The sequence below is a fragment of the Psychrobacter sp. ASPA161_6 genome, assembly GCF_051970285.1.
Taxonomy (GTDB): Bacteria; Pseudomonadota; Gammaproteobacteria; order Pseudomonadales; family Moraxellaceae; genus Psychrobacter; species Psychrobacter glaciei.
Genome location: NZ_JBEFNJ010000005.1, coordinates 82868 through 95562 on the forward strand (window position 1 = coordinate 82868; position 12695 = coordinate 95562).

10 protein-coding genes and 1 tRNA gene are annotated in these 12695 nt (G+C 43.6%); 6 read left to right on the top strand and 5 right to left on the bottom strand.

All coding sequences use genetic code 11. The annotated features are described in order from the left end of the window. The first annotated feature begins 13 nt into the window (after window positions 1-13). The 6 genes from gatA (at window position 14) to ACTQ9T_RS13205 (ending at window position 5828) form a co-directional block, all read left to right on the top strand. A complete protein-coding gene (gene gatA, locus ACTQ9T_RS13180; RefSeq protein WP_440465358.1) occupies window positions 14-1510 on the top strand; it encodes an Asp-tRNA(Asn)/Glu-tRNA(Gln) amidotransferase subunit GatA in 1497 nt (498 codons plus the stop codon). After that, a complete protein-coding gene (gene gatB, locus ACTQ9T_RS13185) occupies window positions 1510-3036 on the top strand; it encodes an Asp-tRNA(Asn)/Glu-tRNA(Gln) amidotransferase subunit GatB (protein WP_189586262.1) in 1527 nt (508 codons plus the stop codon). Before gatA ends, gatB begins: the two co-directional genes overlap by 1 nt. 114 nt (window positions 3037-3150) lie before the next feature. Then, window positions 3151-3227: transfer RNA gene (locus ACTQ9T_RS13190), tRNA-Pro, on the top strand. 215 nt (window positions 3228-3442) lie between these two features. Further along, window positions 3443-4483: a hypothetical protein gene (locus tag ACTQ9T_RS13195; RefSeq protein ID WP_144061743.1), complete on the top strand. Its 1041-nt coding sequence runs from the start codon at window positions 3443-3445 to the stop codon at window positions 4481-4483. Between the two features lie 127 nt (window positions 4484-4610). Further along, the gene (locus ACTQ9T_RS13200; protein ID WP_440465359.1) at window positions 4611-4769 is read left to right on the top strand and encodes a hypothetical protein; all 159 of its coding nucleotides are present in this window, start codon (window positions 4611-4613) and stop codon (window positions 4767-4769) included. 102 nt (window positions 4770-4871) lie between these two features. Beyond that, on the top strand, window positions 4872-5828 hold the full coding sequence (locus ACTQ9T_RS13205; protein ID WP_440465360.1) for a DUF1853 family protein: 957 nt from the start codon (window positions 4872-4874) through the stop codon (window positions 5826-5828). A gap of 75 nt (window positions 5829-5903) precedes the next feature. Here ACTQ9T_RS13205 and ACTQ9T_RS13210 read toward each other — a convergent pair whose 3' ends face one another. From ACTQ9T_RS13210 to folC, 5 genes are all read right to left on the bottom strand, one after another. Further along, window positions 5904-7157: a hypothetical protein gene (locus ACTQ9T_RS13210; RefSeq protein WP_440465361.1), complete on the bottom strand. Its 1254-nt coding sequence runs from the start codon at window positions 7155-7157 to the stop codon at window positions 5904-5906. Window positions 7158-7275: 118 nt separating this feature from the next. After that, the gene (locus ACTQ9T_RS13215; RefSeq protein WP_440465362.1) at window positions 7276-8736 is read right to left on the bottom strand and encodes a hypothetical protein; all 1461 of its coding nucleotides are present in this window, start codon (window positions 8734-8736) and stop codon (window positions 7276-7278) included. A gap of 262 nt (window positions 8737-8998) precedes the next feature. Further along, on the bottom strand, window positions 8999-9529 hold the full coding sequence (locus tag ACTQ9T_RS13220) for a DUF2726 domain-containing protein (protein ID WP_194621033.1): 531 nt from the start codon (window positions 9527-9529) through the stop codon (window positions 8999-9001). A 295-nt stretch (window positions 9530-9824) separates the two neighbouring features. After that, on the bottom strand, window positions 9825-11000 hold the full coding sequence (locus tag ACTQ9T_RS13225) for a LysM peptidoglycan-binding domain-containing protein (RefSeq protein WP_440465363.1): 1176 nt from the start codon (window positions 10998-11000) through the stop codon (window positions 9825-9827). A gap of 335 nt (window positions 11001-11335) precedes the next feature. Beyond that, window positions 11336-12691 carry a bifunctional tetrahydrofolate synthase/dihydrofolate synthase gene (gene folC / locus ACTQ9T_RS13230; protein WP_440465364.1) on the bottom strand — a complete coding sequence of 452 codons (1356 nt, stop codon included), beginning with the start codon at window positions 12689-12691 and terminating at the stop codon, window positions 11336-11338. Between the last annotated feature and the right edge of the window lie 4 nt (window positions 12692-12695).

The following is a 12695-nucleotide window of genomic DNA, read 5'->3' on the forward strand; positions in this document are numbered from 1 at the left end:
CGGACGACACCTTATGTCTGAACTTCATTTATTAAGTACCCAGCAGCTTATTACGGGCTTGCAAGAAAAACAATTTAGCAGCGCGGAATTAACTGAACACTATATCAAGCGTATCGATGCGCTAGACAGTAAGATTAATAGCTTTATCACTCATACGTCTGAGACAGCACGCGCACAAGCGCAAGCAGCGGACGAGATGCGGGCGCAAGGCGATCAGCGCCCATTACTTGGTGTACCGATGGCGCACAAAGATATTTTTTGTACCCAAGGCGTACTGACGACTTGTGGCTCAAAAATGCTACATAACTTTGTGTCACCTTATAATGCTACTATCGTGTCAAACATCGACAAAGCAGGCATGATTAGCTTGGGCAAGCTCAATATGGATGAGTTTGCGATGGGCTCAGACAATAGTAGCTCATACTATGGTACGGTGCAAAACCCTTGGAATCTAGAGCGCGTCCCTGGTGGTTCATCAGGTGGTAGTGCTGCCGCGGTTGCCGCAGGTTTTGTGCCAGTCGCAACCGGTAGTGATACCGGCGGCTCTATTCGTCAGCCTGCGTCATTTTGTGGTCTAACTGGTATCAAGCCCACTTATGGTCGCGTCTCTCGCTTCGGTATGATTGCCTATGCCTCAAGTCTGGATCAAGCTGGTAGTATGGGTCGTAGTGCCAAAGATTGCGCTTATCTATTGCAACCAATGATCGGACACGATGCGCGTGATGCAACGTCTATCAAGTATGACATGCCTGACTACGTACAAGACATCAACGATGCAGAAGCCGCCGCTGGTGATAAACCCTTTGCTGGTCTACGTATCGGTGTCGCTAAAGAGTATTTTAGTAAAGGGCTTGATGCTGAAGTAGAAACAGCCGTACGTGCTGCTTTGACAAAATACGAAGAGCTGGGTGCAACCATCGTAGAAGTGAACATTACTGATCCTGAGATCACGTTGGCGACTTACTACATGCTGGCTCCTGCTGAAGCATCATCTAACCTGTCGCGCTTCGATGGTGTACGCTTTGGCTATCGCTGTGAGAACCCAAAAGATCTCATCGATCTATATACACGCTCACGCTCTGAAGGTTTTGGTCCTGAAGTACAGCGCCGTATCTTAACTGGCACTTACGCATTATCTGCTGGTTATTTCGATGCTTATTATACTAAAGCACAAAAAATACGCCGCTTAATCGTTAAAGACTTCGAAGATGCTTTTTCCAACTGTGATGTCATCGCCAGCCCAACGGCACCAACGGCTGCTTACAAGCTTGCTGAAGACCTCGATCCTGCCACCATGTATTTGGGCGATGTTTATACCATCGGTGTTAACTTAGCCGGTCTGCCTGCGCTCAGCCAACCAGTTGGTTTAAACTCAGAAGGCCTACCTATTGGCTTACAGTTAATCGGTAAGCATTGGCAAGAGAGTCAACTACTCACGACCGCGCACCTGTTCCAGCAGCATACGGATCATCATCTACAGCACTCTGCCATCGCAAAGGAGACGGTATAATGAACACAGCAACTACTGATAACAATGCCGTCCGCGAGCACGCTGTTCGTAAAGAGCTGTTCGTTGATGGTTACGAAGTCGTCATCGGTATCGAGATTCACTGTCAGCTCAATACTGAAAGTAAGATATTCTCCAGCGCGCCCACTGACTTCGGTCACGAGCCAAACACACAAGCCAGTATTGTAGATTTGGGTCTGCCTGGTGTCTTGCCAGTGCTAAATGCTGGCGTAGTCGATCGTGCGCTAAAATTCGGCATTGGCGTCAATGCTGAGCTGGGTCTATTTAATACCTTTGACCGTAAAAACTACTTTTATCCTGATTTGCCTAAAGGCTATCAAATTACTCAGATGGCCAACCCGATCGTTGGCGAAGGGTATATCGATGTCGTGGTTAATGAAGGCGAAAAGAACGAATATCCGAAACGTATGGGTATCACCCGCGCGCATTTAGAAGAAGACGCTGGTAAATCTGTCCATGATGCTGTCGATGGTATGACTGGTGTCGATCTCAACCGTGCTGGTACACCATTAATCGAAATCGTCTCTGAGCCTGATATGCGCTCTGCTCACGAAGCACTGGCCTATATTAAAGCCATTCATCAGCTGGTCACGTGGTTGGGTATCTCAGATGCGGTCATGGCAGAAGGCTCGTTCCGCTGCGACTGTAACGTTTCTGTGCGTAAGCCGGGTGCAGAATTGGGCACGCGTACTGAGCTAAAGAACTTAAACTCGTTCCGCTTTATCGAACGCGCCATCAATCGTGAAATCGAGCGTCAAATCGACATCGTTGAAGACGGCGGTAAAGTCGTGCAAGCGACGATGCTATATGACCCAGAGCGCGACGAAACTCGTACGATGCGTACCAAAGAAGACGCCAACGACTATCGCTACTTCCCTGATCCTGACCTACTGCCTGTCCGCATCGAGCAGCATACGGTTGATGCGATCAAAGCGGCGATGCCTGAGCTACCAGTGGCTCGTCGTGCTCGCTTTGAAGAAGCACTTGGTCTGTCAGAGTATGACGCTCGTATCTTAACTGGTAGCCGTCAAATTGCCGATTACTTCGAAGCAGTCGTCGCTGAAGTAGGACAATCAGATGCCAAAATGGCAGGCAACTGGGTCATGGGCGATCTACTCGGCGCACTGAACAAAGATGACAAAGATATCATCGACTCCCCTATCAGCGCCAAGCAATTGGCTGGCATGCTAGCGCGTATCAAAGACGATACCCTATCTGGCAAGTTGGCTAAGAAAGTCTTTAGTGCCCTGTATGAACGCGCGGGCGGTGATGCTGATGATGCCGCTGACAAAATCATCGAAGAAAAAGGTCTCAAGCAAGAAACCGATACGGGCGCGATCAAAGCCATCGTTGAAGAAGTCATTGCTAAAAACGAAGCCATGGTTGACGAGTATCGTGGCGGTAAAGAAAAAGCCTTTAACGGTCTGGTCGGTCAAGTCATGAAAGCCAGTCGCGGTAGTGCCAACCCGCAGCAAGTCAACCAAATTCTAAAAGAGCTACTGGGTTAAGGTTAATTGCTGATTGGTTATGCTGACTGTGATACGTAAATTAAGGTTATAGATTTTGGCTAAAATAAATAGCCCTTGCAATATGCCTAATTTTGCGTAAAATAGTCAGTCATTCGGGGCGTAGCGCAGTCTGGTAGCGCACTACACTGGGGGTGTAGTGGTCGCAGGTTCAAATCCTGCCGTTCCGACCAAACATAGTAGTAAAGAGAAAAGCCAATCATTGTTTTCAATGGTTGGCTTTTTTTTGTGCTAAATTTAGCTGGGGATTGTATGATAGACAATGAAGTGAGTAATAATAAGAATTTGGACAAGGCTAGGATTGATTAGGTAAGGTGAAGGCATTCGTACTCTTACACTTTCGCTGCTTTGTATTTACTTTGGTTTAATGGTGCGTAAAGGTATGAATGTGAATGATGATATAGCTTTAAATTTTGATAAGGCTGAATACTATAGCTTAGAAGAGGCAAGCGAATATCTTAATAGAAAATATAAAACTGACAACATTAATGCGCATAAGCTTTTGAAAAAAGTTGTTCAATATGAAATACCGTTATTTATATATGGTAAAAACTTTCAACTTACTGGTGATTATGTAATGAGCTCTTATAAGTCAGTAAGGCTTATAAACGATGATATGGAGCTACGTAGAAATACTCTTAAAGAAGTATTAAAAATTAACAGATTAGCCTATTCTAGGATAGATAGTATGCTATCTGCAGTTATGGAAAATACAGGAGGATTTCTAGAACTAAGCTTAGAGACTATAAGGGCATTTTTATTTGATAGTAAGATAACAACAGATAATATTGATGAAACCTCGTTATTTGGGGGTTTTCTACCAATAGCTACACCAAACGGCAATGCATCTAGTCTGGATTATCTAGATGATTATTTATTACGAGATTTCGAGGACAGTGTAGCATTCACTCTTGCCCTATATCCAAGTATTGATATTTTTCCAGACAACGAAGAGGATATAACATTAGCTATTGATAGTGCTATTAAGTTATGTACTCCAAAAGTTGTGGACTATTATTTAGGGAATAGAGAGAGTCAAAAACCTTATATAACGCCATATTTTGAGTTTAATAGAAGTGATTTAATAATACTTAGTAGTGGCATTGCAAAGCTTGAAGAGCTTATTTCAAGTATTGAAGAACCAAATATAGAAGTTAAATCTTTAGACACGGATTTTTTAAAAAAGAAAGGGGTTAGCCCCCACAAACTATTGGCTAAGCATATGGCTAAACATATAGCCGATAAAGAATGGCAAGCAGACAAACAGAATAAAATTAAAATTACTGAAATGGCAGAAATTATATATTCAAAACTTTACTCACTTGGGTTTCACAATGAACTACCCGACCAAGCAAAAAATATTAAATCTTGGATTAAGGAGGTAGCACCCGATTACGCTAGAGAAGGAGGCAGACCACCATCATCATAAAACCTACACGAACCTAAGTTAATATATATAAACCTAAGTTAGGGGAATTTTCTTACTCAGCTCCACCCCTTACGATAGCCCATGTAACCCGCCGAATATCATTGTGGCATAACATGGAGCTATACAAATGACCCACTCAAACCAACAATCACCTAAAACCCAAACTACCAAACCAAAAAACTGGCTTCGATTTTTATTCAAAGCAGCACTCGGTATTCTATTGCCTTACTTGCTATCACCGCCTGATATCAGTATTCATATCCATCACATTAATATCATGTTTTAAAGTCAAAAAACTAAGCACTACCCTAGCCGATACTCGTATCCTATAGACTTTTATATAGCGAGCCGTTAGGGTAAATGCTATGCCTTTACACTGGTTGACCCTATGTCCGAGCCTATCGCTCAGCCCACACCTAACCACCTTATAGCTGATGCCCCTTGGGAGCGTTACCGCCGACCTTATGTGCGTGATTTGGCTTATGCGCTTGCTTGTCCTAACGTCTTAACACAGTGGCTAGATTTTGCACCGCATGAGAATACACATGCTATTGCAGTGCATAGCGCTAGCTTTTGGCAAGCACAGTTTGAGGCGTATGAGCAGCGATTAACAGAGCTGGATACCACTAATGACTACCAAGCGCTGACCCGTTATTTACTCAAGCGCCCAAGTCCCAATCGACTGGGGTTTCACTTTGAAGGGTTGCTGTCATTTTGGTTAGAGGATGGATTTGCGCGCGAACTACATCCGTATGAGACATTGGCTAATAATGTGCAGCTCTATAATGGCAAACAGACGACTGGTGAGCTGGATTTGATATTGTATAACCATGCGGAAAATCTGGTCGAGCATTGGGAGCTGGCGATTAAGTTTTTTATGGGATCAGCGCCATTTGAGCCGGAGAATTGGGTGGGGATTAACTCTAATGACAATTTGCAGCGCAAAATGACCCATATGCAAACCAAGCAGTTTCGCACGGTATGGGTAGATACCGAAAGTCATGGACAAGTCAAAATCGACAAGCGTTATGGTGTTATAAAAGGACGGTTCTTTTTACCAAAGAACATCATTAATTTCGTCTATCCGTCTTGGCTAGTACCAAGCTTTCCCATGCACGAATGGTGCGATAAGTACGACACGAGCACTCTCGCGATGCTTGATATCAGAGCTTTGCGCGCTGCTCATTATATTGAATGGTTTACTAAGCGCGAGTTCTATGATGGGCGTCCGTCGGCACTTATCCATTCTGAAAAAGGTATCTTAAAAACAGGATTATACTTTGAAGGTGATAGACCCATCGTCATTTACCCGAAGCAGCATGATGAGACAGATGATAAATTTTAGTAACGTCCATCGACATTACATAGACATATATATGGACGCTTTAGCCATCTGTTTTATTAATGCAATGCAATGAAGCTACCAAGCATAGCGTCCATACAAGCTAATCTCACTGCGTTTGGCTTTGTCTGAGTCGAGACTGTCAGTCAGCAATTTTATGCCAGCATAGCGACTGTCTACAGCGAGACCCAGTGCTTGCGTCTGCGGCTCTATTAAGCCCGTCACCGTAATGGGAAAAGCATCATTGGACGTTTGGTAGCCTGCGGATAATTGATACAAGTCTTGAATGTCATTCACTTGACCATGTAGACCGAGCTGCCATTGACTGTCTAGCTGATGCTGAAGGCTACCTTCAACTCGCCATGGCAATGTCTGTGTGACATCGTCAGTTCTAAGCTGCCCTTCAATCGTATAGAGAGGTCTGCCGTTGACGTCATAATCCAACGCATAGCGAGTGCTTGGCATGTCTTTCCAATGCATGCGTCCAAGGATATCGTAGCCGCGCAGAGACAATTGCGTGCTATCAGACAACTGACCTGTGAGCTGCAAATCGAGCGAATAACCATATCCTGAAGGTTTCGCGGGATTCCAGTTTAGGTTTTCTTCCCCTAAGGCTGGTTCATCATAGTAATAATCTATATAAGCGTTGGTTTTATCCAAACTGTCTCGTATATCTGTCACCTCATTATTTGGTAACACTCTGGTGCTCAAATCGCCAACTATCTTACCTTCTAGTGCATGCAGTCCTTGCCAGAGATTGGCACGAGTCGTCAATTGCCAGTTGGGCATGAGCTGCTGCGTCAAGCCAACATTAGCGCCGATCCTCTCGTTGTGCTTGGCTTCTAAAAATAACGGATAAGTTTGACTGGTACTTGAAGGCTGTTTATTTTCATACTGCCAATAAACTTCGGCAGTCTCTTTGCTAAACGTCATTAAATAATCATAACGCCAGCCTAGACCGTAGCTAATCGCACTGCCCGCAGGACGAATCTCAAGCGATGTTCGACCTTGGGCATAAGCATGATCTCCTGAATCTAAAGGTGCATTCCAATCGTCCAAAAATGCTGAGATAGGCTGTGTTGGACTATGAGCCGTTGCCATCAAACTCCACTCTATCTGTGCATTTGACCGAGTAATATGACTGTCCAGCAACCCTGTCGCTTGGGGATCGAAATAAAGATTCGTATTAGTAGCTGGCATATCAGCAATAGCAGCGGTGGATACCATCATTGCGGTAATCGCTGGCATAGTGATTAACTTTGTACGGCTGGATAGATACGATGCTAAGCTTTTAGGTAAAAAACCATAGAGACTTGAAACGTTATATGGCATAAATTTCTCACGTTTATTAGAGAGCATAAAAAAGAGACAGTAAGCTGTCTCTTTTTTGTGTTGCTATACCTCAATCGCTACTAACAACGTTTGAGAGTCGATGTGACACATGGTTTGATTATAGAATAATTAAACTGTCATCAGTGAATTTGGCCGTAACTTTGCCATCATTATCCATTAAATCACCGTAGTCTTTACCATTAACCATGATATCGCCGAGCTTACCCATGTTATCTTTTATGAAGTCACCATTAGCATCGACATTTAACTTGATCGACGCTTTATTTTGCTCAACGGTAAACTGGGTACTAACCACATCATAGCTATTGTCTAAGCTTGACTTACCTGTTACGAATAGCTTCTTACCCTCTACGCTAGCAGTCAGGCCTTGTAGCTCAATAATATTACGAGCAGTACGTTTAAGATTGGCTTGGAAATCCAGCGGAATCGTCGTTGCACCCTCTTTGGTTACTTTGCCTTTAATCGCCAACACTATTTCCATACCTATGTATTTATTGGCGGTCTCTTCCACATTACCTGTGTCAGTCACTATCAAGAAGTTCTTTATATCAGCATCGTTGGCAGTAGCATTCAAGGTAATCGTTACATCAGTCTCAGGTTTTTGCTTTGTCATCTTGCCAGTTATAGCAAGTTTATAAGGAATGGTTCTAACCACTAAGCTATTGTCTGCCAGCTTTTTGCTGACATCTAGTGCAGCAAATTCGAAATCCTTTGCTTCGATTACACTATCGTTAGCCGTCAACTTTAGACTGCTTAATTTGATGACAGCCTTTTCTAGAGTAATACCTTCTCTATTTGCGTCATTGATATCAAACTCATCATTGACCACGACTTTATCACTGAATTGACCGCTGACTGTAGCCCCTTTAGTATTTGAGCTGAGGCTAACGGCGTCCGTACCAGTACCAATTTTAATACTTTTGAAACCCAAGCTACCATTGAAGTTAGTCGTACTGGTATTAGAAGTCAGCGCATCTTCAAAACCATCAAACACTACGGTGAAAACGTCTTTGTTATCAATAACAGGGTTATATAAACCTGTTTGCGGATTATATACGTAATCGTATTCTTCGATATTGACTTTGGTGCTACCAGTTAAGGTAAACTTCCCGTCAGTACTTAGCGTCGCTAAAAACCCTTTTTCTGGGGTTAAGGCTATATTGCCTAGTGCTGTTTCAAACTCTTCATCATTGGCCAGCGCATTAATATCAGCTGCTGTGAGCTGTGATACATCAGCCTCTTCCATATAGTATTTCAGATCACTTGGGATATCGAAGGTGTAGCCAAGTCGTGTATCTTGCTTTTCTGTAAGGATATCACTTACATCTTCATAAGCATCTGTAACCGCTTTATTATCACTGACAAACAGCTTGGCAGTACGAATCATCTCTTTTGCTTGCTCAAGCTCAGACAAACTATTATCAACAGGCGGTTTAATTGGAACCTCTGGAGTATTGTTACCATTACCAGAAGAGGTGTTGTTATCATTGTCATCGCCACAGCCTGCTAATGCTAACGTGCTGGCTAGTGCTAATGCAGTCAATTTAAAAAGTTTCATTACACAGTCCTTTATAGAGATGTTTTAAAGAGTCAAGACAGCAAGAACGTGATCCAACTAAGCAAAAGAAGTTCACATAGTTAAAGAACGCTCATATCAATTTAGAAAACTTAAGTTTGCTTTGAAATAAAATGATAATACTCTTATTTAAACAACTTATCTATAAAGTAATCTGATATAACAGCAATGTTACACAAAAAATAAATGCCGCTCTTTTAGGGCGTGCCCTAGTAACCTTTGATTGTCTAGCAAAGATACTTTATCAATAACTCTCAATCACCTGCATCAGCTCATATCTGAGCATATCGGCACTGGGCATGCGCTCAGCGTGAAAGCGAACCATAGCAATGCCTGCACTGGCTAGAGCTTTGTCTTTTTTATCGTCTGCTTTTTGACGTGCTTTGCTACTATGCGTCCAATCATCAAGCTCTATAGCGACTAATGTAGTCTGAGCATCGACATCCACGATCACATAATCCACGCTTTGACGGCAGATACGATTGAACCAAAAGCTACGCTCAGAGGTCTCATCACTATTGGCTTCGATGATGCGTGACAGCTGAACTTGGACAAATATATGATATTCCGGCAATGCATTTTTTAACTTATTAAAAAATATTACCTCGGTATCGGTCATGATGGGCATCGGTGCAAATGGCCAAATAGCCAGCTCATCGCCGCGTACTGGCTTTGGATCAGGCTCAACGACTGGGGGTTTTTTCAATAGCTTTGGTACGGTAATCAGCCCTAAAAACCCAACAGCCAATATTAAAAATATAACGCCAAATGACATGGTTTTACCTTATACAATATGAAAGTGATTGGCTGAGTGTCATCATTCGCACTGAATCCATGACGGGCCGATCACAGCAGGGCAACCTTTATAGGCTGACAGGTTATACAAAAAGAGATAATAAAAATGGCGCTCATCTTAACTAAGGATGCGCCACTCGGCAATCTATAAAGCAAAAAACACGACAGTAACTGTCGTGTTTTGATAGGAAGTGAATAAAGACCCAACCAATATCTTGGAAAATGTCTCGTCTATTCAGATGTAATCATTTAATGATAGTAGACGAGCCTCTATCTTAACGCCAGTAAAGCACCCAAGCGCTCGTCGTATTTACTTTGGGATCGCTATTGATTTTGTCTTTTAGTGCCAAGGCCGCGACTTTGCCACGCTCAGGACCGACGACGACTCGGACGCCGCGACTGGTAGCGCTGGTCTTCACTTGATAGCCTGCTGATTTGAATTTTTTGGCCAGCTCATCGGCTTTAGCTTGGTCATTCGCCAAGGCAACTTGTACCCCAAAGCTGCCTTTGGCATCGGTTTCTTTGACTTCTTTACGGGCTTCACTGAGTTTTTGCTGAGCGTCGCGTTTGGCATCAGCCGATTTTTTTGCGAGCGCGTCTTCTTTTTTGCGTTTTTCTTCACGAGCCTGTTCAGCTGCTACTGCTTCACGTGCTAAACGATCCACCTGCTTACGCGATGGAATGGTAATACTCTGACCCAGTTGTAGCGATGTCGATGGCGAAAGGTTATTCGCTTGTGCCAAGACTTCTACGGGCATGTTGTATTGCCGCGCCAGTTTTATCAGCCCATCACCTCTTTTTACTTGATAGTCAGAAGGCGATTTTGGTGGCTCATTTTTAGCCATTTCCGCTGTCTCTTTTTTCCTCTCAGCTGCTGCCTGACTCTTTGCTTCTGCCTCTTTTCTACTTTCTACTAGTTTTTCAGCATCGGCTTTTTCTTGTTTTGCTTCCATTTGTTGCTTTTCAGCATCTGCCTGCTTTTTTGCTTTAGCCTCTTTCAATGCATCATCGGCTGCTTTAACTAATTTCTGAGCATCTTGCACTTCCTTGCTTTTGACACTTTTTTCCACATCTTTTGCAGCTTCTGAACTGTCGTCATCGTCGGCAATTGGTGCACTATTGGCTATATACTGCTGATTTTCCGCACGCGATTTTGCCAAGGCTTGCGCCTCCGCAGTCTCTTGCTCCGTCAAAAACTGCTGCGCCCGTTTTTCTTGCTCAGCTACCCGCGCAGCACGTTCTTTTTGCTTTTGCGCCAGGATACGCTTTTCAGTGTCGATGTCAGTGGTCAGTGGCTGCGGCGCCTCTTGCTCGGCACTTGGCTTATCGACCATTGCCGTCGCTGGCTCGGATGTATTACCGTCACCGATTTGTTGCACCATGGCATATAGCATCACGCTACCGCCAATAATCATCCCAATGCCCAATAAGGCTTGTCTCGAAAAGTTCATCCGTTTACGTCTCTTAGTTGGTAATAAGGTTGATTGGTCAGCGCGGTTATTGTTAAAACCCTATCAGCTAATATCCTACCAGTCGTCTTGATAAATAGCCACTGCCGCCAGTTACTGCCATCCTCTCTCAAAGATTATGTCATATTTATAACAGCACTTTTTTATGAAAGCTATTCTTTATAAAAGTACTTTTTATAAAGCACTTTATAAAATACCTTATAAAAAGTATCTTTGTTTGCAAAAGCTCTTTGATTATAAAGTATATTTTTTATGCTGTCTGCTCTCACGCTGCTGTTAAGATTAACATTAAACCCGTCATATTTTCACTTAATTTCTCATTTTTCAAGTGCCGCCAATGCCTCACCAATAGTATGGAAGGAGCCACAAACGACAATAAGATCTTGTGGTTGACTGCCATTTATAACGGCCTGCGTCGCTTCTGATAAACGTTTAAACTCATGTATCTGCTCACTATCCACATAGTTGCTTAAGATGCTTTGCAACTGCTGAGTACTTGCCGCGCGTGGATAATCAATTTCAGCGATGAACCAATCGCTAATCGGCAAGCCTGATTTGGTCAAACGCTGCACGACCTTGTCGATATCTTTATCCGCCAGCATGGAAAATAGCATTTTAATGGTTGCAGGTGTGCTATCAGTTTGTTCATCATTATTTTGCTTCGCCACATGCTGCTGCCAGAGCGGTGATAATTGCGCTAATAAAAACTCAACCCCTTGCTCGTTATGTGCCACATCAAATAGCCAGTGACGATTCTCTAACTCTCTATAATCAAAGCGACCTGCCAATTTAACGGTCTGTAGCGCCTGCTCAATAGCAGCAGTATCGACAGCTAATGAACTGGCTAACACTGCTGATAAGGCATTGGCAGTATTGGTCAATGACAGTGCTGGTCGTGGCAACTGTAGAGTAACAGCGGCATTGCTATATTGCCAAGTAATTGCGTCGATCTCGCGATAATGGAAGTCTTGCCCTACTTGATAACAAGTTGCTTGATTCTTATCGATAGCCTGTCGCACACTGGTTGGCATGTCGGTAGCGCCGTAAATCAGGGAAATATCATTGCGTAAGATTCCTGCTTTTTCGCGACCAATATCTTCGACATTGTCACCAAGCCAATCGACATGATCGATACCAATATTGGTAATCACCGCCATGTCAGGGTCGATAATATTGACGACATCTAAGCGCCCACCGAGTCCCACTTCTAATACCCATACATCACAATCGGCTTCGGCAAATATCAATAAAGCAGCCAATGTCGTCATCTCAAAAAACGACAACGTCAAAGCGCACTGTAACCGTGCTGCTTCTACTTTGTTAAAAGCGTTGATTAATGTCTCATCGCTGACCATTTCGCCATTAATGCGTACCCGCTCGTTAAAGGCGCTGAGATGCGGTGATTGATAGAGAGCAGTTTTGTAACCTGCTGCTTGGCACATCTGTGCAATCACTGCCGTCGTTGAGCCTTTACCATTGGTGCCTGCCACGGTAAATACATAAGCATCATCTTTCGCTGACTGTACCACACCCAGTGCTTCAGCGACTGGCAACACGCGCGACAAGCCCATATCTATCGCTGAGACGTGTATCTGCTGCATATAATCAAGCCATTCCGTTAAGTCGGCTTTATCATTGGGGCTAGCGGGATTAGAAGCTTGAGAATCAGACATGGCG

Bases quoted from the DNA above. Each gene is read 5' to 3' on its own strand.
- gatA (WP_440465358.1), top strand. From the start codon at position 14: ATGTCTGAACTTCATTTATTAAGTACCCAGCAGCTTATTACGGGCTTG.
- gatB (WP_189586262.1), top strand. From the start codon at position 1,510: ATGAACACAGCAACTACTGATAACAATGCCGTCCGCGAGCACGCTGTT.
- ACTQ9T_RS13200 (WP_440465359.1), top strand. From the start codon at position 4,611: ATGACCCACTCAAACCAACAATCACCTAAAACCCAAACTACCAAACCA.
- ACTQ9T_RS13205 (WP_440465360.1), top strand. From the start codon at position 4,872: ATGTCCGAGCCTATCGCTCAGCCCACACCTAACCACCTTATAGCTGAT.
- ACTQ9T_RS13210 (WP_440465361.1), bottom strand. From the start codon at position 7,157: ATGCCATATAACGTTTCAAGTCTCTATGGTTTTTTACCTAAAAGCTTA.
- ACTQ9T_RS13215 (WP_440465362.1), bottom strand. From the start codon at position 8,736: ATGAAACTTTTTAAATTGACTGCATTAGCACTAGCCAGCACGTTAGCA.
- ACTQ9T_RS13220 (WP_194621033.1), bottom strand. From the start codon at position 9,529: ATGTCATTTGGCGTTATATTTTTAATATTGGCTGTTGGGTTTTTAGGG.
- ACTQ9T_RS13225 (WP_440465363.1), bottom strand. From the start codon at position 11,000: ATGAACTTTTCGAGACAAGCCTTATTGGGCATTGGGATGATTATTGGC.
- folC (WP_440465364.1), bottom strand. From the start codon at position 12,691: ATGTCTGATTCTCAAGCTTCTAATCCCGCTAGCCCCAATGATAAAGCC.